This is a genomic window from Burkholderia sp. LAS2 (assembly GCF_018417615.1).
GTDB classification, from domain to species: Bacteria; Pseudomonadota; Gammaproteobacteria; order Burkholderiales; family Burkholderiaceae; genus Burkholderia; species Burkholderia sola.
The window spans coordinates 2,679,998-2,701,962 of record NZ_CP071052.1 but is presented as its reverse complement, the minus strand read 5'-3'; the positions used below and the strand labels follow the sequence as shown (position 1 = coordinate 2,701,962).

At 67.5% G+C, this 21,965-nt stretch carries 19 protein-coding genes and 7 tRNA genes; 18 read left to right on the top strand and 8 right to left on the bottom strand.

All coding sequences use genetic code 11. The features are described from left to right. The first annotated feature begins 241 nt into the window (after positions 1-241). The 9 genes from gltX (at position 242) to JYG37_RS12440 (ending at position 3,626) form a co-directional block, all read left to right on the top strand. Entirely contained in the window at positions 242-1,651 is a 1,410-nt protein-coding gene (gene gltX / locus JYG37_RS12480; RefSeq protein WP_050012936.1) for a glutamate--tRNA ligase, read from the top strand. 127 nt (positions 1,652-1,778) lie between these two features. Then, positions 1,779-1,854, top strand: a tRNA-Ala gene (locus JYG37_RS12475). 138 nt (positions 1,855-1,992) lie between these two features. Then, positions 1,993-2,068 (top strand) — tRNA-Glu (locus tag JYG37_RS12470). Positions 2,069-2,146: 78 nt separating this feature from the next. Continuing rightward, positions 2,147-2,223 (top strand) — tRNA-Asp (locus JYG37_RS12465). 63 nt (positions 2,224-2,286) lie between these two features. Continuing rightward, positions 2,287-2,362: transfer RNA gene (locus JYG37_RS12460), tRNA-Glu, on the top strand. Between the two features lie 80 nt (positions 2,363-2,442). Then, positions 2,443-2,519 (top strand) — tRNA-Asp (locus JYG37_RS12455). 67 nt (positions 2,520-2,586) lie between these two features. Next, positions 2,587-2,662, top strand: a tRNA-Glu gene (locus tag JYG37_RS12450). Between the two features lie 73 nt (positions 2,663-2,735). Next, positions 2,736-2,812, top strand: a tRNA-Asp gene (locus JYG37_RS12445). Between the two features lie 349 nt (positions 2,813-3,161). Further along, entirely contained in the window at positions 3,162-3,626 is a 465-nt protein-coding gene (locus tag JYG37_RS12440) for a GNAT family N-acetyltransferase (RefSeq protein ID WP_213345444.1), read from the top strand. A gap of 25 nt (positions 3,627-3,651) precedes the next feature. On the opposite strand, the gene JYG37_RS12435 is transcribed toward JYG37_RS12440, so the two are convergent. Continuing rightward, positions 3,652-4,533, bottom strand: coding sequence for an AraC family transcriptional regulator (locus JYG37_RS12435; protein ID WP_050012934.1), 882 nt, complete (start codon positions 4,531-4,533; stop codon positions 3,652-3,654). 323 nt (positions 4,534-4,856) lie between these two features. On the opposite strand from JYG37_RS12435, the gene JYG37_RS12430 reads away from it, so the two are divergent. Then, on the top strand, positions 4,857-5,270 hold the full coding sequence (locus JYG37_RS12430; protein ID WP_089488664.1) for a gamma-glutamylcyclotransferase family protein: 414 nt from the start codon (positions 4,857-4,859) through the stop codon (positions 5,268-5,270). Between the two features lie 138 nt (positions 5,271-5,408). Here JYG37_RS12430 and aceB read toward each other — a convergent pair whose 3' ends face one another. Together aceB and JYG37_RS12420 are read right to left on the bottom strand one after the other, a co-directional pair. Beyond that, positions 5,409-7,001, bottom strand: coding sequence for a malate synthase A (gene aceB, locus JYG37_RS12425; RefSeq protein WP_050012932.1), 1,593 nt, complete (start codon positions 6,999-7,001; stop codon positions 5,409-5,411). Between the two features lie 68 nt (positions 7,002-7,069). Then, positions 7,070-7,837: a haloacid dehalogenase type II gene (locus tag JYG37_RS12420; protein ID WP_050012931.1), complete on the bottom strand. Its 768-nt coding sequence runs from the start codon at positions 7,835-7,837 to the stop codon at positions 7,070-7,072. A 158-nt stretch (positions 7,838-7,995) separates the two neighbouring features. On the opposite strand from JYG37_RS12420, the gene JYG37_RS12415 reads away from it, so the two are divergent. Together JYG37_RS12415 and JYG37_RS12410 are read left to right on the top strand one after the other, a co-directional pair. Beyond that, the gene (locus JYG37_RS12415; protein ID WP_050012930.1) at positions 7,996-8,901 is read left to right on the top strand and encodes a LysR family transcriptional regulator; all 906 of its coding nucleotides are present in this window, start codon (positions 7,996-7,998) and stop codon (positions 8,899-8,901) included. A gap of 159 nt (positions 8,902-9,060) precedes the next feature. Then, positions 9,061-9,495 (top strand): universal stress protein, encoded by a 435-nt coding sequence (locus JYG37_RS12410; protein WP_050012929.1) that lies wholly within the window; start codon positions 9,061-9,063, stop codon positions 9,493-9,495. Between the two features lie 210 nt (positions 9,496-9,705). Here JYG37_RS12410 and aceA read toward each other — a convergent pair whose 3' ends face one another. The 3 genes from aceA to JYG37_RS12395 form a co-directional block, all read right to left on the bottom strand. Next, positions 9,706-11,013, bottom strand: a complete 1,308-nt coding sequence (gene aceA, locus JYG37_RS12405) for an isocitrate lyase (RefSeq protein ID WP_050012928.1) — start codon at positions 11,011-11,013, stop codon at positions 9,706-9,708. Between the two features lie 395 nt (positions 11,014-11,408). Beyond that, positions 11,409-12,965 (bottom strand): DEAD/DEAH box helicase, encoded by a 1,557-nt coding sequence (locus JYG37_RS12400; protein WP_050012927.1) that lies wholly within the window; start codon positions 12,963-12,965, stop codon positions 11,409-11,411. Between the two features lie 356 nt (positions 12,966-13,321). Continuing rightward, positions 13,322-13,591 (bottom strand): acyl-CoA-binding protein, encoded by a 270-nt coding sequence (locus tag JYG37_RS12395; RefSeq protein WP_050012926.1) that lies wholly within the window; start codon positions 13,589-13,591, stop codon positions 13,322-13,324. Between the two features lie 147 nt (positions 13,592-13,738). Between JYG37_RS12395 and tsaB the strand changes: the two genes are divergently transcribed. Genes tsaB through JYG37_RS12375 form a run of 4 tightly spaced genes read left to right on the top strand, consistent with a single transcriptional unit; the run spans position 13,739 to position 16,983 of the window. Then, complete coding sequence (tsaB, locus tag JYG37_RS12390; RefSeq protein ID WP_050012925.1) at positions 13,739-14,506, top strand: tRNA (adenosine(37)-N6)-threonylcarbamoyltransferase complex dimerization subunit type 1 TsaB; 768 nt, start codon at positions 13,739-13,741, stop codon at positions 14,504-14,506. After that, the gene (gene rimI / locus JYG37_RS12385) at positions 14,503-15,003 is read left to right on the top strand and encodes a ribosomal protein S18-alanine N-acetyltransferase (protein WP_050012924.1); all 501 of its coding nucleotides are present in this window, start codon (positions 14,503-14,505) and stop codon (positions 15,001-15,003) included. The genes tsaB and rimI overlap by 4 nt, the downstream gene beginning before the upstream one ends. Next, on the top strand, positions 14,990-16,021 hold the full coding sequence (locus tag JYG37_RS12380) for a uracil-DNA glycosylase (RefSeq protein WP_204383301.1): 1,032 nt from the start codon (positions 14,990-14,992) through the stop codon (positions 16,019-16,021). Before rimI ends, JYG37_RS12380 begins: the two co-directional genes overlap by 14 nt. After that, positions 16,018-16,983 (top strand): DUF1853 family protein, encoded by a 966-nt coding sequence (locus tag JYG37_RS12375; RefSeq protein ID WP_204383300.1) that lies wholly within the window; start codon positions 16,018-16,020, stop codon positions 16,981-16,983. Before JYG37_RS12380 ends, JYG37_RS12375 begins: the two co-directional genes overlap by 4 nt. A gap of 18 nt (positions 16,984-17,001) precedes the next feature. Here JYG37_RS12375 and thiD read toward each other — a convergent pair whose 3' ends face one another. Both thiD and lplT read right to left on the bottom strand, forming a co-directional pair. Further along, a complete protein-coding gene (gene thiD / locus JYG37_RS12370) occupies positions 17,002-17,811 on the bottom strand; it encodes a bifunctional hydroxymethylpyrimidine kinase/phosphomethylpyrimidine kinase (RefSeq protein WP_050012921.1) in 810 nt (269 codons plus the stop codon). 58 nt (positions 17,812-17,869) lie between these two features. Further along, complete coding sequence (gene lplT / locus JYG37_RS12365; RefSeq protein ID WP_050012920.1) at positions 17,870-19,177, bottom strand: lysophospholipid transporter LplT; 1,308 nt, start codon at positions 19,175-19,177, stop codon at positions 17,870-17,872. A gap of 218 nt (positions 19,178-19,395) precedes the next feature. On the opposite strand from lplT, the gene alr reads away from it, so the two are divergent. Continuing rightward, positions 19,396-20,466: an alanine racemase gene (gene alr / locus JYG37_RS12360; protein ID WP_213345442.1), complete on the top strand. Its 1,071-nt coding sequence runs from the start codon at positions 19,396-19,398 to the stop codon at positions 20,464-20,466. A gap of 11 nt (positions 20,467-20,477) precedes the next feature. Next, on the top strand, positions 20,478-21,854 hold the full coding sequence (gene radA / locus JYG37_RS12355; protein ID WP_050012918.1) for a DNA repair protein RadA: 1,377 nt from the start codon (positions 20,478-20,480) through the stop codon (positions 21,852-21,854). Positions 21,855-21,965 lie beyond the last annotated feature (111 nt).

Here is a 21,965-nt window from a genome sequence, read left to right as displayed (position 1 = left end):
CACGGCCCGCGGCGGCGAGGGTTTCCGAGGCCGCGCAGCGGGTTCCGCGCGGCCGGCGCCGCACCGGCTGGCGGCCGCGGCGCGCACATCATAAAGCAAGCGGCGCGCTTGGCGCGATGTCCGGCGCGAGTATAATTCCGGCTTCTTTCCCGTTCCGGGCGTCGCCGGCTCCGTTGCTGTCCGGGCTGCCGTCGTCCCGCGTCGAATCATTCATGCGCCCCAGGCGTTCGAGTTACCGTTTATGACCCGTCCTGTCCGTACCCGCTTCGCGCCGAGTCCCACCGGCTTCATCCACCTCGGCAACATCCGCTCCGCACTCTATCCGTGGGCGTTCGCCCGCAAGATGAAAGGCACGTTCGTGCTGCGCATCGAGGATACCGACGTCGAGCGCTCGTCGCAGGAAGCGGTCGATGCGATCCTCGAAGGGATGCAATGGCTCGGGCTGGATTTCGACGAAGGCCCGATCTACCAGATGCAGCGGATGGACCGCTATCGCGAAGTGCTCGCGCAGATGCTCGAGAAGGGCCTCGCGTATCCGTGCTACATGTCGGCCGAGGAACTCGACGCGCTGCGCGAACGCCAGCGCGAAGCCGGCCTGAAGCCGCGCTACGACGGCACGTGGCGTCCGGAGCCCGGCAAGGTGCTGCCGGAGCCGCCGGCCGGCGTGAAGCCGGTCCTGCGCTTCCGCAATCCGCTGACGGGCACGGTCGTGTGGGACGACGCGGTGAAGGGGCGTGTCGAGATCTCGAACGAGGAACTCGACGACCTCGTGATCGCGCGCCCGGACGGCACGCCGATCTACAACTTCTGCGTGGTGGTGGACGACATGGACATGGGCATCACGCACGTGATCCGCGGCGACGACCACGTGAACAACACGCCGCGCCAGATCAACATCCTGAACGCACTCGGCGGCGAGCCGCCCGTCTATGCGCACCTGCCGACCGTGCTGAACGAGCAGGGCGAGAAGATGAGCAAGCGGCATGGCGCAATGAGCGTGATGGCGTACCGCGACGCAGGCTTCCTGCCGGAGGCCGTCGTCAACTATCTCGCGCGCCTCGGCTGGTCGCACGGCGACGCCGAGATCTTCTCGCGCGAACAGTTCGTCGAATGGTTCGATCTCGAGCACCTCGGCAAGTCGCCCGCGCAGTACGACCACAGCAAGCTGAGCTGGCTGAACGCGCATTACATCAAGGAAGCCGACAACGCGCGCCTCGCGGCGCTCGCGAAGCCGTTCCTCGATGCGCTCGGCATCGACGACGCGGCGATCGCGACGGGCCCCGCGCTCGACGCGGTGGTCGGCCTGATGAAGGATCGTGCGACGACGGTCAAGGAGATCGCGGAAGGCGCGACGATGTTCTACCGTGTGCCGGCGCCCGACGCCGATGCGCTCGCGCAGCACGTGACCGATGCGGTGCGGCCGGCGCTGGCCGATCTCGTCGTCGCGCTGAAGGCGGCCGACTGGACGAAGGAGGCAGTGTCCGCGGCGTTGAAGGCGACGCTCGCCACGCACAAGCTGAAGATGCCGCAGCTTGCGATGCCGGTGCGTCTGCTGGTGGCGGGCACGACGCACACGCCGTCGATCGATGCGGTGCTCGTGCTGTTCGGTCGCGACGTCGTGGTGTCGCGCATCGAGGCCGCGCTGGGCTGACGTATGGGCGAGCGCGAAGCCGCCGCGCATGAGCGCGCGGCGGCTTCGCAAAAAATTTCGCGCGAATCGTAAAAAGGGTATTTACAAGTTCGAAATCGGTCCATATAATCTCACTTCTGTTCTGCAAGGGGGTATAGCTCAGCTGGGAGAGCGCTTGCATGGCATGCAAGAGGTCAGCGGTTCGATCCCGCTTACCTCCACCAACAGAACAAGCTGGATTGATTTGCGAAGCAGCGGTAGTAATAAATGCTTCACAAAATGATTCAAAGCAGTTAGAATTTCGGCCTTCGCTGTTGACTGTAAAGTAAATCGCGAAAGTCAGACAAATCTGAAAAGATTTTGTCCCCTTCGTCTAGAGGCCTAGGACATCACCCTTTCACGGTGAGTACAGGGGTTCGAATCCCCTAGGGGACGCCAAATTCAGCGGCGTTTCGTAGAAGCGTTGCAAGGCTTGCAGGAACGTAACCGACGTCCTGCAGGTTGGGTAAGAAAGCTGGAGCGGTAGTTCAGTCGGTTAGAATACCGGCCTGTCACGCCGGGGGTCGCGGGTTCGAGTCCCGTCCGCTCCGCCAGAACGAAGCCCGTTCAAGACGTTTTTGAGCGGGCTTTTGTATTAAAGATGTAAGCAGTACGTTGTCCCCTTCGTCTAGAGGCCTAGGACATCACCCTTTCACGGTGAGTACAGGGGTTCGAATCCCCTAGGGGACGCCAGATTCAGCGGCGTTTCATGGAAGTGTCGCAACGCGTGCAGGAACGTGACGAGATCCTGCAGGCGGTGGTGCAGAAAAGCTGGAGCGGTAGTTCAGTTGGTTAGAATACCGGCCTGTCACGCCGGGGGTCGCGGGTTCGAGCCCCGTCCGCTCCGCCAGAACGAAGCCCGTTCAAAAAGCGTTTTTTTGAACGGGCTTTCTCGTTAAGGATGTAAGCAGTACGTTGTCCCCTTCGTCTAGAGGCCTAGGACATCACCCTTTCACGGTGAGTACAGGGGTTCGAATCCCCTAGGGGACGCCAGATTTCGGCGTCGTTCGAACAAACGACGCGCCGGCAGGAAGTAACCGACGCCTGCCAGGCAAGCAGCAAGACTGGAGCGGTAGTTCAGTCGGTTAGAATACCGGCCTGTCACGCCGGGGGTCGCGGGTTCGAGTCCCGTCCGCTCCGCCAAACGAACAACAATGCCCGCCTTGTGCGGGCATTGTTGTTTGTGCATTCGGTCGTTGTGCTCGCTCGCGGGCGCGTGACTGCGGAGCGGAGGAAGCCGCCTGCGCGGCTTCCGACGGGACTCGAAGGGCTGCGCGTGCACGCGCAGCCGCGGCCTGCGGGATGTAGGCGAGTCCCGTCCGCTCCGCCAGAAAATGAAGAAGCCCGCCTCGTGCGGGCTTTTTCATTTGAATCGTCCATTGTGCCTTCCGCTGACACCCCACACCGCGCGCCGCGCCCCTACGAGAAATTCGCGATTGCATCCGCACGCGACTGCGCTATCGTGGCGGGATGCGTTTCCGACTCCTGCGCGATGCTCGATCCGACCGACCTGCGACTCCTGTATCAGCTCCGACCCGCGGAGCCCGGCGATTTTCCGTATGCCGAAGCGTTGACGCACGGCAACATGGGCGGCTACTACAAGCGTCATGGGCTCGTGTGGCGCAGCGACCTGTTCTATGCGAGCTGGCGCGAATCCGAAAACTTCATCCTCGAAGCCGACGGCGAGCGCATCGGCGTGCTGCGTGTGACCGAGGAGGGCGATTCGCTGCACATCCGCGACGTGCAGATCGCGGCCGGCCGTCGCGGGCAGGGCGCCGGTACCTACATGCTCGAGATGTCGCATCGCTGGGCGCGTGCGCGCGGGCTGCACGAACTGCAGTTGCGCGTGTTCGTCGACAATCCTGCCGCGCATCTGTATCTGCGCATGGGCTACCGCGTCACCGGGCCGCGGCTCGCGCAACTCGGCTCGATCCGCCACATGGTGCGGCCGGTCTGACGGTCCGGCGCGCGGAAACGAGCGATCAGCGGGCCGCGTCGATCGCGCCGTCGTCGTCCGGCGTTTCGTTTTCCGCGACGTCGCCTTCCGGGCCCCGATGCTCGTAGCCGCGCAGCATGAACGCGCGCGGGCTTTCGCCGAATGCGCGGCGGAACATCGCCGAGAACGCGCTCTGGCTCTGGTAGCCGAGTTCGCGCGCGATGTGCGACAGCGGTCGCCCCTGGTTCAGCAGCGGGATCGCCCGCGCGAGCAGCGCCTGCTGGCGCCACTGCGAAAAGCTCACGCCCAGTTCCTGCTTGAAGAGCCGGGAGATCGTGCGCGTGCTCGCGCCGACCTCGCTCGCCCAGTGTTCGAGCGACTCCGCATGCGCGGGCTGCGCGAGTACCGATTCGCACAGCAGGCGCAGCCGTTTTTCGTCCGGCATCGGCACCGCGAGCGGCAACGGTTCGGCATGACTCAGCTCGTCGAGCACGAGCCCGCACAGCAGGCGCTCGCGCGCGGCGCTCAGGTCGCGCGCGTCGAGTGCGACGATCAGCTCGCGCAGCAGCCCCGTCACCTCGACGACGCGGCATGCATCGAGCCCGCCCGGCACGATCGACTCGTCGATATACAGCGTGCGCAAGTAGGCCTCTTCGACGATCACGACTTCGTGCGACACGTGCGGCGGCACCCAGATCGCGCGGGACGGCGGCACCATCCAGGTCGTGCCGGTCGTCGCCACGCGCAGCACGCCGCGCGACGCATACGCGAGCTGCGCCCACGCATGCGTGTGCAGCGGAATGCGGCGGCCGGCATCGACCTGCCGCGCGCGCACGCGCATCGGATGGTCGGCGGTCGGCGCGAATTCCGGCGGGATGTCGATGACGTCGTACGGGTTCGATACGTCGGCTTGGGCGGGCGGATTCATGAAAGTTCGGGCGGCGCGGCGGCGATGCCGTTATTTTAGAAGGCGCCGCGCGTGCGCATGCGGCGGTTTTTCGGGCCATCATGCCGGCTTCAAATGAACTTTGTGTGGGCGTCGGCGAATCCGGGGTGGCTGCCCGCAGCCGGTCGCCCGCAGCCGGTCGCCCGCAGCCGGTCGCCCGCAGCCGGTCGCCCGCAGCCGGTCGCACCGACGGTTCGAACCATCGGGCCGATATCGCGGTCTATCGATGCGTGCGCCACGTCGCGCCCATCGCGCACCGGTCGCACGCCAACACGGCAACACACGAATCGAAGAGGAGAACCACGATGCGCCACGTATTCGTCTATGGCACCTTGAGAGCCGGACAGGCCAACGACATCGGCCATGCGGCCGCCCGCCACGGCATCGCCGCGCCGACGCTGCTGGGCGCGGTCGCGCTGCCGGGCGAACTGGTCGATTTCGGCACGTATCCGGGCATGATCGCCGGTACGGCCGGCAAGTCGCTGGTGTGGGGCGACGTCTACGAGGTCGACGCGCAGCTCGTCCCGGTGCTCGACGAGATCGAGCGCGTCTATCCGGGCGTCGATTCGCTGTTCAAGCCGGACGAGGTAACGGTCGAGCTCGGCGGCCGGCAGTACGCGTGCCTGTATTATCCGGTCGCCGCGCACGCGGCGGCCGGGCGTCCGCGCATCGCGTCCGGCGATTGGGTTCAGCACCGGCGCGAGCAGGAAGCCGCCTGAGCGTGCCTGCGGGCGGTGGCAGGATTCGCTGCAAAAGAGGAAGCGCCCCGCGGGGCGCTTTTTTCCTGCCGGTGACCCGTCATCGCATGCGACCGCCGACACGGCGTGGCCGTCCGGCGATCGCAGCCGACGGCGTCGTCAAATTTCCTCGTACAGCGGCAGCGTCAGGAATTCGGTGAAGCCTTCCGACGTGGACATCTGCTCGAAGATCGCCGCGGCGCGTTCGTACGGCTGCGTGTTGCCGCCGACCGAGCGCTTCACGTTGTCGAGCTCGAGCTTCGCGAATTCGCGCACGAGGTCGGCCGTGACCTTGCGGCCGTCGTCGAGCACGCCCTTCGGCGAGCGGATCCATTGCCACACCTGCGAGCGCGAGATCTCGGCCGTCGCCGCGTCTTCCATCAGGTTGTGGATCGGCACGCAGCCGTTGCCGTCGAGCCATGCGCCGAGGTAGTGGATCCCGACGTTGATATTGTTGCGCAGCCCGGCTTCGGTGATCGGCGCTTCCGGCTGGAAGTCGAGCAGGTTCCTGCCTTCGACCTGCACGTCGTCGCGCTGCTTTGCGATCTGGTTCGGCTGGTCGCCGAGCACCTTGACGAATTCTTCCATCGCGATCGGCACGAGGCCCGGATGCGCGACCCAGCCGCCGTCGTAGCCGTCGGTCGCGTCGCGCTGCTTGTCCGAGCGCACCCCGCCCATCGCCTTGTCGTTCGCTTCCGGATCGTTCTTGATCGGGATCAGCGCGCTCATCCCGCCGATCGCCGGCGCGTTGCGCTTGTGGCAGGTCTTCAGCAGCAGCAACGCGTACGCGCGCATGAACGGCACTGTCATCGTGATCTTCGAACGCTCGGCCAGGCAGAAGTCGCGGTCGTTCTTGAACTTCTTGATCGCCGAGAAGATGTAGTCCCAGCGGCCGGCGTTCAGGCCCGAGCTGTGTTCGCGCAGTTCGTACAGGATCTCGTCCATCTCGAACGCGGCGAGGATCGTCTCGATCAGCACCGTCGCGCGGATCGTGCCGCGCGGCACGCCGATCGCTTCCTGGGCTGCGACGAAGATGTCGTTCCACAGGCGCGCCTCGAGATGGCTTTCCATCTTCGGCAGGTAGAAGTACGGGCCCGAGCCGCGCGCGATCAGTTCCTTCGCGTTGTGGAACAGGAACAGCGCGAAATCGAAGATGCCGCCGGACACGCGCTGGCCGTCGACCGTCACGTGCTTCTCGTCGAGGTGCCAGCCGCGCGGACGCACGATCAGCGTCGCGACCTTGTCGTTCAGCCGGTACGACTTGCCGTTCTGCTCGAGCGAGATCGTGCGGCGCACCGCGTCCTTCAGGTTGATCTGGCCGTCGATCTGGTTCGTCCAGCTCGGCGCGTTCGAATCCTCGAAGTCCGTCATGTACGAATCGGCGCCCGAGTTCAGCGCGTTGATGATCATCTTGCGCTCGACCGGGCCCGTGATTTCGACGCGGCGGCATTGCAGGTCGGCCGGCAGCGGCGCGACCTTCCAGTCGCCTTCGCGGATCGCCTGCGTCTCGGCGAGGAAATCGGGGCGCTCGCCCGCGTCGAGGCGTTTCGTGCGCTCGACGCGCGCCTGCAGCAGCGTCTGGCGGCGCGATTCGAACGTGCGATGCAGCGACGCGACGAGTGCCAGCGCGTCGGGCGTCAGGATCGCTTCGTAACCCGGCTTGATTTCGCCGGTGATCGTCATGCCTTGCGGCAGCGTGATCGGGGTGCTCATGAGTTTCATCTCCTTGGTCGGTCAGTTGCGGTTTCGGTGAAAGGGGAAGGCGGCAGCGCTGCGAAACGTCATGCACCCGGGCCGGGGCGCGTGCGGTTTGCGGGTCTGCCGGACGGAGCCGGGGCGGGGGTGGCGAGGAACGCGAGCAGGTCGGCCATGCCGGCGCCCGTGCCGTCGGGCGGCGCGCCGAGTTCCTCGGCGGGCGCGCCCGTGCGGTTGAGCCAGAACGTCGTGTAGCCGAACCAGGTGGCGCCCGCGACGTCCCACGCGTTCGACGACACGAACACGATGCCGCGCGGGTTCGCGCCGAACGCGGCGGTGCCGAGCGCATACGCGGCCGGGCTCGGCTTGTACGCGCGCACGGTGTCGGCCGACAGCACGCGATCGAACAGGCCGGTCATGCCCGCGCTCTTGATCGCGATGTCGAGCATCTGCGGGGTGCCGTTCGACAGGATCGCGAGCGGCGGGCGCGGGTCGAGCGCGTGCAGCTGGCGCAGCGCGGGCACCGTGTCGGGATAGGTGGACAGGCACGCGTATTCGTCCATCAGGCGTTTCTCGGCCGCACTGTTCAGCGCGAGCCCGAGCCTGCGCGCGGCGAACCGCAGCGCGTCGAGCGTGATGTCCCGAAACGGGCGATAGTGCGCGCCGGCCGGATCGGCGAGCGTGCGCAGCTGCGAGTATTCGATCTGCTTGCGCCGCCACAGCTGCGACAACCGTTCCCCGTGTCCGGGAAACATCTGCTCAGCCGCGGCCAGCACGGCACGCACGTCGAACAACGTGCCGAATGCGTCGAAGAGGATGGCGTCGGGGGAGGAGAGTGTCGTTGTGGCCGACATAGCCTTGCGCTCCAGTTTCAGAGGTCGGGTCGATTCTATTCGTGATATAAGCTGCTAAAAAAGACGCTAAACATCACTTGATCTTTTACTTTCATATACCTAATCTTGTGCGGCTCAAGCTATTTGAAGGACGGCGAGGCCGTCCTCTCGACGGAGTCATGGACCGGTTCAAACAGATCGAAACGTTCGCCGCGGTCGCGGCCAAAGGCAGCCTGTCGGCGGCCGCGCACGCGGAAGGCGTCGCGCCGGCGATCATCGGCCGCCGCCTCGACGCACTCGAGGAGCGGCTCGGCGTGAAGCTGCTGGTGCGCACGACGCGCAAGCTCACGCTGACGTTCGAGGGGTCGGCGTTCCTCGAGGATTGCCAGCGCATCATCAACGAGATGCAGAACGCGGAAGCGAGCGTGTCCGCCGGCGGTGTCAAGGCGAGCGGCCATCTGCGGCTCTCCGCGCCGGCCGGCTTCGGCCGGCGGCACGTCGCGCCGCTCGTGCCCGAATTCAGCGGCGCGCATCCGGACGTGTCGGTCACGCTCGACCTGTCCGACCGGATGGTGGACCTCGTCAACGAGGGGTTCGATTGCGCGGTGCGGCTCGGCGAGCTGCCCGATTCGTCGCTCGTGTCGCTGAAGCTCGGCGAGAACCGCCGCGTGTGCGTCGCGTCGCCCGCGTATCTCGCACGGCGCGGCACGCCGGCCACGCTCGCGGAACTGGCGCGGCACAACTGCCTCGCGCTCGCGGCGAATGCGAACCAGCAGCGCGGCTGGGCGTTCCAGGAAGGCGACAAGGTCGTGTCGATCCGCGTGAACGGCACGATGGAATGCTCGGACGGCGCGGTGCTGCACGAATGGTGCCTCGCCGGCCACGGCCTCGCGTGGCGCTCGTGGTGGGAAGTCGGCGAGGACGTCGCGGCCGGCCGGCTCGTCAGCGTGCTCGATGCGTTCGCCGCGCCGCCGATCGGCATTCACGCGGTGTTTCCGCAGCGCCGACATCTGCCGCTGCGCGTGCGCCTGTTTCTCGATTACCTGAAGCACACGTACGAGCGGCCCGGCTATTGGGGCGAGTAGGCGCCGCGCGCCCGCGTGTTTCCGATATGAGGGCGAACCCGCTGGCGGTGCGGCTTGCACGGTTTCACCCACTACAATCGTAAGAGGCATGCACGCGGTGTCGCGGCCGGCTCGGCCGGAGCCGGGGCGCGCGGCGTGCGATTGACGAAGGAGGGCGCGATGTTCCGGCACATCCTCGTTCCAACCGACGGTTCCGAACTGTCGCAAAAGGCGATCGACGGCGCGATCGACCTGGCGCGCGCGGTCGGCGCGCAGGTCACGGCCTATGCGTGCCTGCCGCAATACCCGTACTCGCCGTTTTCCGAAGTGATCATCGAGCCGCCCGCCGATTTCCGCGCGCGCAGCGAGCGCGAGGCGCGCGCGCATCTCGACGAGGTGGAAGCGGCCGCGAAGGCGGCCGGGGTCGCGTGCGACACGTGGACGAGCGTGCATCCGTCGCCGTATCTCGGCATCATCGAGGCGGCCGAACGCGGCGGGTGTGACGTGATCTTCATGGCGTCCCACGGACGCCGCGGGCTCGGCAGCCTGCTGATCGGCAGCGAGACGCAGCGCGTGCTGACCCATACGAAAATTCCGGTGATCGTCTATCGGTAGGGCAGCGCCGGCCGTGGCGGGGCGGGCTGTGCATCGGAAAAAGGGCGCGCCGGACGAAGCCGGCGCGCAGCGTTGCTGGCGGCCCGCAGGCCGCGTGGCCGGTTGCGCGATGGGACTCGCGCGCCTGCCGTCTCCTCCCTGATTGTTGTTCCGGTGGCCGATGCCGCGACGTCGCGAGACGCGGCGGGCATCGGCGTAACGCCTGGCGTGTTACGCGACCTTCTTGCCGTCGAAGAACTGTTCGTCCTCGGTCGAGCCGTGCAGCGCGGTCGTCGACGCTTCGCGTTCGACCGTCTGCGTCACCGCGTCGAAGTAGCCGGTGCCGACCTCGCGCTGGTGCTTGACGGCCGTGAAGCCCTTGTCGGCCGCCGCGAACTCGGCCTGCTGCAGTTCGACGAACGCGCTCATCTGCGTGCGGGCATAGCCGTGCGCGAGGTTGAACATCGAGTAGTTCAGCGCATGGAAGCCGGCCAGCGTGATGAACTGGAACTTGTAGCCCATCGCGCCGAGTTCCTTCTGGAACTTGGCGATCGTCGCGTCGTCGAGGTTCTTCTTCCAGTTGAACGACGGCGAGCAGTTGTACGACAGCAGCTTGCCCGGGAACTGCTTGTGGATCGCTTCCGCGAACTTCTTCGCGTACTCGAGATCCGGCTTGCCCGTTTCGCACCAGATCAGGTCCGCGTACGGTGCGTACGCGAGGCCGCGCGAGATCGCCTGCTCGAGGCCCGGCTTCGTGCGGAAGAAGCCTTCCACCGTGCGCTCGCCGGTCAGGAACGGCTTGTCGTTGTCGTCGACGTCGGACGTGATCAGGTCGGCCGCTTCCGCGTCGGTGCGGGCCACCAGCACGGTCGGCGTGCCCATCACGTCGGCCGCGAGACGCGCGGCCGACAGCTTCGCGACGGCTTCGCGCGTCGGCACGAGCACCTTGCCGCCCATGTGGCCACACTTCTTCACCGACGCGAGCTGGTCCTCGAAGTGGACGCCCGCCGCGCCGGCCTCGATCATCGCCTTCATCAGCTCGAACGCGTTGAGCACGCCGCCGAAGCCGGCTTCCGCATCGGCGACGATCGGCGCGAAGAAATCGACGTAGCCTTCGTCGCCCGGGTTCTTGCCTTCCGACCACTGGATCTGGTCGGCGCGCGTGAGCGTGTTGTTGATGCGCTTGACGACGAGCGGCACCGAGTTCGCCGGATACAGCGACTGGTCCGGGTACATTTCGCCCGCGACGTTCGCGTCGCCGGCCACTTGCCAGCCGGACAGGTAGATGGCCTTCAGGCCGGCCTTCACCTGCTGCATCGCCTGGTTGCCGGTCAGCGCGCCGAGGGCGTTGACGAACGGCTCGTTGTTGATGAGGCTCCACAGCTTTTCCGCGCCGCGCTTGGCCAGCGTGTGCTCGATCGGGATCGAGCCGCGCAGGCGGACCACGTCCTCGGCCAAGTAGCTGCGCTTGATGCCCTTCCAGCGCGGATCGGTTTCCCATTGCTGCTGCAGTTCCTGTGCCTGTTGCTGACGCGACATGATGAGCTCCTTGATGCGATGTATGCGTGACGGGCCGAATCTGGCGGTGACGATGCGGTTTGCGAGGCGGGGAAGCGATGCGTTCCCGTTCGCGAAGTCTTGTATAAGAGTCTAGGCAAATCGGCGGGAGCGAAACAGGGGTTGGCTCGGGAAGTGCGGAATTTTTTAATTGTTTTTAATCAACGATTTGCATTCGCCATTTCGAGATAAGAAATGCGTTTTCCTATCCCGCAATCGCACGGGTTGTGCCGTGCAGCATGATTTTTTACGACGCAAAAAAATTTCCTGCATCGTGAAATTGGCGGGGGGGCGAAAAAAAACCGGCGCGGATGCGCCGGTTGGTTGAATGGGCGAGGTGCCCATCCGCGGGGGCGGCTGCAGGGCCGCCCAGATGCTTACGATGCCGAATTGCTACGGCGCGGGGCGCCGCTGCGCTGGCCGTCGCGACGCGGGCCGCCGTCACGGCTACCGCCCGGCTTGCCGCTCCAGCCACCGCCATTGCCGCCGCCGTAGCTGCGACCGTTGCCGCTGCTATTGCCGTTGCCGCCATAACCGCCGCCCGGCTTGCCGCCGAAACGACGACCGCCGTTACCACCGCCCGGACGGCCGCGGCCGCCGGTGCCGCCGTTACGCGGGGGCGACTTGCGCGGCTCGAAACCTTCGACCACGTTGACCGGCAGCGGCGAGCGCACGAAGCGTTCGATGCGCTTGAGCGCGCCTTGCTCGGCGTGGTGCACGAGGCTGACCGCCGTGCCCGAACGGCCCGCGCGGCCGGTACGGCCGATACGGTGCACGTAGTCTTCCGCGAACTTCGGCAGGTCGTAGTTGAACACGTGCGTGATGCCCGGGATGTCGATGCCGCGTGCCGCGACGTCGGTCGCCACCAGCACGCGCACGCGGCGCTCGCGCAGCGCACGGATCGTGCGGTTGCGCGCGCCCTGCGGCAGGTCGCCGTGCAGCGCGGCCGATTCGAAGCCTGCGTCGGCGAGACGGCCGGCGAGCTGGTCGGCGTCGATCTTGGTCGCCGTGAAGATGATCGCCTGGTCGAGCGCGTCGTCGCGCAACAGGTGATCGAGCAGGCGATCCTTGTGATCGCGGTCGTCGACGTAGTGGACCGTCTGCGCGATGTTCGTGCGCGACTCGAGGCGCTGCTGGATCTCGATGCGCTCCGGGTCCTTCAGCAGGCGGCCCGTCAGCGAACCGATCTTGCCGTCGAGCGTGGCCGAGAACAGCATCGTCTGGCGCGATTCCGGCGTGGCGGCGACGATCGTTTCGATGTCTTCGATGAAGCCCATGTCGAGCATGCGGTCGGCTTCGTCGAGCACCAGCATCTTCAGTTCGGACAGGTCGATACGGCCGCGCTCGAGGTGATCGAGCAGGCGGCCCGGCGTCGCAACCAGGATTTCCGGGTTCTTCGCGAGCAGCATCAGCTGCTGGCCGTAGGCGACGCCGCCGAGGATGCTGACCGTGCGCAGGCGCTTCAGGTGCTTGCCGTACGTCGAGGCGGCCGTCGTGACCTGCATCGCCAGTTCGCGGGTCGGCGTCAGCACGAGCAGGCCCGGGCGCGCGACGGGTTGCGGGCGGCGCGCGCGGCGATCGCCCTGGTTCGGGTCGCGCGGCGCGCGCGGCTGCTGCGCCTGCGTCTTCTGGAGCTGTGCGAAACGTTCGATCGCGGGCAGCATGAATGCGGCGGTCTTGCCCGAACCGGTCGGGCTCGACACCAGCAGGTCGCGGCCGGCGATGCCGGCCGGAATCGCGCGCTGCTGGACCGGCGTCGGCTTCACGTAGCCGGCGGCCTGCAGCGCGGAGACGATCTCCGGCGACAACCCGAGCGACGCGAAGCTCGGCTCGTCCGACGCCGGTTCGACCGCGGCCGGTGCGGCGGCGGCGTCGAGACCGAGCGCCTGGTCGGCGATCGCGTTGAGCGGGCTGGAGTTGATGCTCGAAGTCATAACAATCCTTGAAACACAGTGGGTGAAACGTCGGCGCCAATCGCGCATACCCAAGTCGTCGGATTCAGCGAGCAAATCGGGAAACGGGTGCAATCCGCCGAACCGTCGGCGGATGAGGCATTAGAAGCTGTTTTGGGTGCGGCGCGCTTCTGGAGCGGGGCCGCCAGCCTAGTTGACGACCGCAAGGGTCGAAGCAGGAGGGGACAGGTTCTAAACCGGATTGGAGCTTAACGCTACGAGGCGTCGGGCCGGAACGGCTTCGAGCCGAGCGCGGGAGGTGACGCAGACCGCATTATAAAGAAATTTGCTGCGCTGCGCCACTGATTTGATTGCCTATTGCGGCGGGGGCGGTTTGGTCAGGACGCCGTGCCGTTTTTCAGCGATTCGACGAGTTCGACGTACTGCTGCTTCGCCGCGTCCGGCGACGTGCCCTTCAGCGCTTCCCAGGCATCGTACTTGTACTTGCCGACGATATCGGTGAAGCCGGGCTTGTCGCCGTGCGCGTCGCCGTCGGTCGCCTGCTTGAAGAGCGCGTACAGGCGCAGCAGGGTCAGATTGCCCGGCCGTTCCGTCAGTTGCTTGACGTCGATCTGGGCCTGGTCGAATTGGGCGGTGAGTTCGCTCATCGGGTGTCTCCGTAAGGGTTTCAGATCGGCCGATCTTAACAAGCGGACCGTCGCGCCGGGTCGAGCGATCCTTCCAAACCGCCGCCGGCGCCGCACGTGCGCACAGATCGGGCCCGATGGCCCGTGGGAGCGGGGCGGCGCATTACAATGTCGGCCATGACGCAAACAGTGCTCCTCGCCATCGATACGTCGACCGAATACTGCTCGGTCGCGCTGCTGCGCTCGGCCCCGGCCGATGACGCCGTTTCCACTCCGCAAACCTGGGTCCGTCACGAACCGACGGGCGCCGTGTCGAGCACGCGCGTGCTGCCGGCGATCCAGGAACTCTTCGCCGAATCCGGGCTGACGCTCGCCGACTGCGACGCGATCGCGTTCGGCGCGGGCCCCGGCTCGTTCACGGGCCTGCGTACCGCGACGGGCATTACCCAGGGCCTCGCGTTCGGCGCCGGGCTGCCGGTCGTGCCGATCGGCACGCTGCTCGCATGCGCCGAGCACGCGCGGCTGCGCGCGCCCGGCACGACCCGCGTGCTCGCCGCGCTCGACGCGCGGATGGACGAAGCCTACTGGGCGGATTTCGAATGGGACGACGGCGCGGGCGACTGGCGCACGCTGCATCCGGCGTCGCTCGACGCACCGGGGACCGTCGGCGTGCCCGACGCGCCGTTTACGCTCGCCGGCAATGCGGCCGCGGCGTTCGGCGCGCAATTGCCGGCCGCCGCGCGGGCGGCCGTGATCGACGGCGATGCGCTGCCGCATGCGCTGGCGGTCGCGCATGCCGCGCTGCGCGCGTTCCGCGCCGGGCGAGCGGTGCCGGCCGAACAGGCCGCGCCCGAATACGTGCGCGACAAGGTCGCGCAGACGACGGCCGAGCGCCTCGCTGTACGGGCCGCGCAGACGGGCGGAGCGAAGGGATGACGGGTGTCCTGCTGAGCGACCGCTATCTGGCGCCGATGACGGACGCCGATCTCGACGAGGTCGTCGCAATCGAGCACGTCGCGTACGAATTCCCGTGGAGCCGCGGCAACTTCGAGGATTCGCTGCGCAACGGCTATCTGGGCGTGTGCCTGAGGCACGTGACGGGCTCGCTCGTCGGCTATTGCGTGCTGATGCCCGTGGTCGACGAGATGCATCTGCTGAACCTGTGCGTCGCGCCGGTCGCGCAGCACGCGGGCGCGGGCCTCGCGCTGCTGCGCGAGGCGGTGCGCATTTCGCGCGCGGAAGGGCTCGACGGCATGCTGCTCGAAGTGCGGCCGTCGAATCCGCGCGCGATCCATCTGTACGAGCGCTTCGGCTTCGTGACGATCGGCCGGCGCAAGAATTACTATCCGGCGAAGCATCGGAGCCGGGAGGACGCGATCGTGATGCGTCTGACGCTGAACAAGGACGAGGGGGACGCACATGGCGTGGGGTGAAGCGGCGCTCGAGGAACTGGGCCTCGCGCAGATCTGGGTGCGGCGCGGGCAGCGCGCGGACGAAGGCGCGGCAGCCGACGCGCCTGCCGTCGCGCAGACCGCGGCGACCGACGACGGTTCCGCCGTCGCGGCTGATCGGCCGGTGCGGGCAGCGCGTGCACCGGTGCAGGACGATGCGCCGACGGCCGTCGCGCGTGGCGCGGCCGGCGCCTCTGCGGCTCGCGAATCGCGGGTGTCGGCGCACGGTGTCGACGACGGCGATCGCCCGCCTGCGCAAGCTGCATCGGCGGCATCGCCCGATACGATGGCGCCGAAGGATGATGCGCCGCCGGCAGCGGACGACGATTTCGCCTGGTTCGACGCGGCGCCGCCGGGCGAATCCACGCCCGCGCCGCTCGCCGAATCGCGTCCTGCCGGCACGCCGGTCGCCACGCTCGACTGGGATGCGCTGGCCGCGCGCGTGGCCGACTGCACGCTGTGCCGCTTGTGCGAGAAGCGGGCCAACACCGTGTTCGGCGTCGGCGACCGCGAAGCGGACTGGATGCTGATCGGCGAAGCGCCGGGCGAGAACGAGGACAAGCAGGGCGAGCCGTTCGTCGGCCAGGCCGGCAAGCTGCTCGACAACATGCTGCAGTCGCTGTCGCTCAAGCGCGGCGACAACGTGTACATCGCGAACGTGATCAAGTGCCGGCCGCCCGGCAACCGCAACCCGGAGCCGGACGAGGTCGCGAGTTGCGAGCCGTATCTGCAGCGCCAGGTCGCGCTCGTGAAGCCGAAGCTGATCGTCGCGCTCGGCCGGTTTGCCGCGCAGACGCTGCTGAAGACGGACGCCAGCATCGCATCGCTGCGCGGCCGCGTGCATGCGTACGAGGGCGTGCCGGTGATCGTTACCTACCACCCGGCCTACCTGTTGCGCAGCCTGCAGGACAAGTCGAAGGCGTGGGCCGACCTGTGCCTCGCACGTGACACGTTCCAGCGTGCGCAAGGCGGCGGCGCGAACGGCCCGGCCGGGTCATGACGACCGGCGCGGCGTGCGCGTTCGTCGATACGCTGCTCGACGCCGCGGTACGCGATCTGGGTTGGCTGCTGGCCAGCCCGAGCCTGCTCACCGCGGTGCCGGGCGCGCCGCTCGCGCGCCCCTGGCCGGATGCGGCGGGCCAAGCGGCCGTCGAAGCGTGGCTCGCCGCGCTCGATGCGCAGCCCGGGCCGCTGCATCGCGCGCTCGACGGGTTTCGGCCCACCCGGCTCGGCCGCTATGCCGAATGCCTGCTCGAATACTTCCTGACGCACGGGCCGTCGCTGCGGCTCGTCGCGGCTAATCTGCCGCTGCGCAGCAACGGCCGCACGCTCGGCGAAGTCGACTTTCTCGTCGATGCGCCGGACGGTCGACGCCTGCACTGGGAACTCGCGGTGAAGTGCTATCTGTGCGCGCCGGTCCGCGACGGCGCGTCGCTCGCCGACTTCGTCGGCCCCAATCTCGTCGACCGGTTCGACCGCAAGCGCAGCCGGCTGCTCGACCACCAGTTGCGGCTCGGCGAACACGACGGCTTCGCCCGGCTCGGCTACGGTGCACCGTCCGACGCGCAGATGTTCATCAAGGGCTGGCTGTTCCATCCGCACGGCGCGCCGGTGCCGCCGGTATCCGCCGAAATCGCGCCGGATCACCCGCGCGGTTTCTGGCTGACGCATGCGCAGTGGCCGGCGTGGGCGGCCGCGCAGCGTGACGGCGCCGCATGGAGCGTATTGCCGCGGCTGGCGTGGTTGGCGCCGCGACGTGTCGCCGCCGGCGCGGGTGTCGAGCCCGAGCCGCTGGCGAGCGCACCGGAACTGCCGCCCGTGCTGGCGACGCGCGAGGCGCCCGACCTGATCGGCATCCATGAAAAGGGCGGCGACGGCACGTGGCGCGAGACGGCGCGCGGGTTCGTCGTGCCCGACGACTGGCCGGCGCGCGCGCAGGCGTTCGCCGCACAGGATCGCTGACGCCGCGTCAGCGGCCGCTCACCACCAGCGGTGAAAGTGATGGACCGGGCCGACGCCGTGGCCGACGTCGAGGTGGCCGCTCGCGGCGATCGCGCCGGTCAGGTAGGTCTTGGCTTCCCGCACCGCGCTTTCCAGATCGGGCTGCTGCGGCAGCAGCGCGGCGATCGCCGACGCCAGCGTGCAGCCGGTGCCGTGCGTGTTGCTGACCGGCACGCGCGCGCCGTCGAGCCGCACCGTGCGGGTCGCTTCGACGAGCCAGTCGGGGCTCGCGGATGCGTCGGGCAGGTGGCCGCCCTTCATCAGCACGGCGCGCGCGCCCCTCTGCAGCAGCGCCTGACCTTGCCGGACCATGTCGTCTTCGGTGGTGGCGGGCGCAACGTTCAGCAGCGCGGCCGCTTCGGGCAGATTCGGCGTGACGACCGTCGCGAGCGGCAGCAGCGTGTCGCGCAGCGCGGCGACGGCATCGGGCGCGAGCAGCGCGTGCGAACTCTTCGAGATCATCACCGTGTCGAGCACGACGAAGCGCGGCGCGTAACGGCGCAGCGCGTCGGCCACCGCCTGCACGATCGCCGCGTTCGCGAGCATCCCGATCTTGACCGCATCGATGCGGACGTCGTCGAACACCGCGTCGAGCTGCGCGGTCACGAACGCGGCGTCCGGCGCATGCACGCCCGTCACGCCGCGCGTGTTCTGCGCGGTCAGCGCGGTGATCACGCTCGCGCCGTACGCGCCGAGCGCGGAAAACGTCTTCAGGTCGGCCTGGATACCTGCGCCGCCGCCCGAATCGGAGCCGGCGATCGTCAGGAGGTTGGGTATCGGGTGCGTCATGAGGGCAACGCGCCGGTTCGAGGACCGGCGCCGGCGGACGAAAACCGGAAGTGTAGCGTCAGTGCCGCGATTCGCCGATCAGCGCGACCGAGTCGAACTGACGCTGGTTCGCCTGATGGCGGCGCATCACGAGCCACATCGTCAGGCAGACGAACGTACCGAACAGCACGATCACGACGCCGACCGGCACGTCGAGCCACACGAGCACCGCATACAGGCACAGCATCACGAGCACCGACAGGTTCTCGTTGAAGTTCTGCACCGCGATCGAATGACCGGCCGACAGCAGCACGTGGCCGCGATGCTGCAGCAGCGCGTTCATCGGCACGACGAAGTAGCCGGACAGCGCGCCGACGCCGATCAGGAAGATGTACGCGACGATCAGGTAGAACGGCAGGCGCAGATGGCCGAAATGCACGGCCCAGTGCGACGGGAACAGGTCGCGCGTGTAGAACGCCATCAGCATCACCGCGATGCCCATGATGATGCCGACGGGCAGCACGGTCAGCGACTTCTTCAGCGGAATCCGCGCGGCGGCGGCAATCGCGCCGGCCGCGACGCCGACCGCGACGACGGCCTGCAGGATCGCGCCTTCGGACAGCGACATGTTGAGCGACACCTCGGCCCACTTCAGCACGATGAACTGCAGCGTCGCGCCCGCTCCCCAGAACAGCGTCGTGACCGCGAGCGAGATCTGGCCGAGCTTGTCGCGCCAGAGCACCATGAAGCAGTCGGCGAAATCGGTGAGCAGCTTGACCGGGCCGCGTTCCTGCTTCGGATAGCGGGCGCCCGTGTCGGGAATGCGCAGGTTGAACAGCGCGGCGACCACGTAGATCGCCATGATGATCGCCATCGCGGCTTCGGCGGGCGTGCCGATCCAGGCCGGCGTGTGCGCGATCACGTGCGCCGCGATGTGCGGGCTGATCAGCGCGCCGCCGAGCACGGTGCCGAGAATGATCGAGCTGACGGTCGTGCCTTCGATCCAGCCGTTCGCGGCGACCAGCCGGTCGGCCGGCAGCAGCTCGGTGAGAATCCCGTATTTGGCGGGCGAGTAGGCCGCCGCGCCGAACCCGACGATCCCGTACGCGATCAGCGGGTGCGCGCCGAACAGCATGATCAGGCAGCCGACCACCTTGATCGAGTTGGTGATGAACATCACGCGGCCCTTCGGACGCGAATCCGCGAACGCACCGACATACGCCGCCAACACCACATACGACAACACGAAGAACAGCTTCAGCAGCGGTGTCATCCAGTTGGGGGCGTGGAGGTCTTTCAGCAGGGCGATGGCGGCGATGAGAAGCGCATTGTCGGCCAGCGACGAGAAAAACTGCGCGGCCATGATGGTGTAAAAACCTTTTTTCATCTGATGCGATGCTTTCGTCGCTGCGGCAGGGCCGCGTAGGCCGCCTGGTATGCGATCGGCTTATTCCGTTCGAAATGGGTTGTGCGCACGGCTTTATAACATGAAAATACGCGAATTCGGACTAGCAAGATTCCCCGATCGTTCCGCAAATTGTCGGCTTCGGTGCTCAAAAGGCGCGGTAAGCTGATGATTCGCAAGCGTCTTTACGTAAATTTCCCATGCCGCGCCCGATCTCCGCCACCATCCACACCGCCGCTCTCGCGAACAATCTCTCCGTCGTCCGCCGCTTTGCCGGCCCGTCCAAGGTCTGGGCGGTCGTCAAGGCCAACGCGTACGGCCACGGTCTCGCCCGTGCGTTTCCGGGCCTGCGCGGCACCGACGGCTTCGGCCTGCTCGACCTCGACGAGGCCGTGAAGCTGCGCGAGCTCGGCTGGGCCGGCCCGATCCTGCTGCTCGAAGGCTTCTTCCGCTCGACCGACATCGACGTGATCGACCGCTACAGCCTGACCACGACCGTCCACAACGACGAGCAGATGCGGATGCTGGAAACGGCGCGGCTGTCGAAGCCCGTCAACGTGCAGCTCAAGATGAACAGCGGGATGAACCGGCTCGGTTACACGCCGGAAAAATACCGTGCCGCGTGGGAGCGCGCCCGCGCGTGCCCCGGCATCGGCCAGATCACGTTGATGACCCATTTTTCGGACGCGGACAACGCGCGCGGCGTCGCCGAGCAGCTCGCGACGTTCGAGCGCGGCGCGGAAAACATCGCCGGCGCGCGCAGTCTCGCGAATTCGGCGGCCGTGCTGTGGCATCCGGACACGCACTTCGACTGGGTGCGGCCGGGGATCGTGCTGTATGGGGCGTCGCCGTCCGGGCTGTCGTCCGATATCGCCGACACGGGGTTGAAGCCCGCGATGACGCTCTCGTCCGAGCTGATCGCGGTGCAGACGATCGCGAAGGGCCAGGCGATCGGCTACGGCTCGACGTTCTCCGCGCAGGCGCAGATGCGGATCGGCGTCGTCGCGTGCGGCTACGCGGACGGCTATCCGCGCGTGGCGCCGGAAGGCACGCCGGTGATCGTCGACGGCATCCGCACGCGGATCGTCGGTCGCGTGTCGATGGACATGATCACCGTCGACCTGATGCCGTGCCCGCAGGCCGGCGTCGGCGCGCGCGTGGAGCTGTGGGGCAACGCGCTGCCGATCGACGACGTCGCGCGCCATTGCGGGACGATCGGCTACGAGCTGATGTGCGCGGTCGCGGCCCGCGTGCCGGTGCGAGCGGAATAAGGGCGTCGCGCGTGGCCAAACAGAAAACCGTATACGTCTGCAGCGAGTGCGGCGGACAGACCCCGAAGTGGCAGGGCCAGTGCCCGTCGTGCCAGGCGTGGAACACGCTCGTCGAATCGGTCGCCGAGTCGCCGGCCGCCCATCGGTTCCAGTCGCTCGCGAAGCGGGCGCCGGTCCAGCGTCTCGCCGACATCGAGGCTGCCGACGTCCCGCGCTTCTCGACCGGCATCGGCGAATTCGACCGCGTGCTGGGCGGCGGGCTGGTGCCCGGCGGCGTCGTGCTGATCGGTGGCGATCCGGGCATCGGCAAGTCGACGCTGCTGCTGCAGTCGCTCGCGGATATCGCGAACGAGCGGCGCGCGCTCTATATCAGTGGCGAGGAATCGGCCGCGCAGATCGCGTTGCGCGCGCAACGGCTCGCGCTGCTCGACGGCGGCGCGCCGGCGGCCGAACTGAAGCTGCTCGCCGAGATCCAGCTCGAGAAGATCCAGGCCGCGATCGACGCGGAGCGGCCGGACGTGGCCGTCATCGACTCGATCCAGACCGTCTATTCCGAGGCGCTGACGTCGGCGCCGGGCTCGGTCGCGCAGGTGCGCGAGTGCGCGGCGCAGCTCACGCGCATCGCGAAACAGTCGGGCACCGCGATCATCATGGTCGGGCACGTGACGAAGGAGGGCAACCTCGCCGGCCCGCGCGTGCTCGAGCACATCGTCGACACGGTGCTGTACTTCGAGGGCGACACGCATTCGTCGTTCCGGCTCGTGCGCGCGTTCAAGAACCGCTTCGGCGCGGTCAACGAACTCGGCGTGTTCGCGATGACCGAGCGCGGGCTGCGCGGCGTGGCCAACCCGTCCGCGCTGTTCCTGTCGCAGCACGAGCAGGTCGTGCCCGGTTCGTGCGTGCTCGTCACGCAGGAGGGCACGCGCCCGCTGCTCGTCGAAATCCAGGCGCTCGTCGATACGGCGCACGTGCCGAACCCGCGCCGGCTCGCGGTCGGCCTCGAGCAGAACCGGCTCGCGATGCTGCTCGCGGTGCTGCACCGCCACGCGGGCATCGCGGCCTTCGATCAGGACGTGTTCCTGAACGCGGTGGGCGGCGTGAAGATCACCGAGCCGGCCGCCGACCTCGCGGTGCTGCTCGCCATTCACTCGTCGATGCGCAACAAAGCGCTGCCGAAAGGGCTGATCGTGTTCGGCGAGGTGGGGCTGGCCGGCGAGATCCGGCCGTCCCCGCGCGGGCAGGAACGGCTGCGCGAGGCGGCGAAGCTCGGCTTCACGTCCGCGCTGATCCCGAAGGCGAATGCGCCGAAACAGCCGATCGAAGGGCTCAACGTGATGGCCGTCGAGCGGCTCGAGCAGGCGATCGACCGCGTGCGCGATCTTGAATGAGCGGCCCGGCGCGCGCACGGCTCGTGCGTCGCCGGGCGATCTGTCGCGTAATTCGCTGTAAAGAATATGTAGGCTGCTGTAACCCGCCGGACATCGCTTTTCCCTATCCTT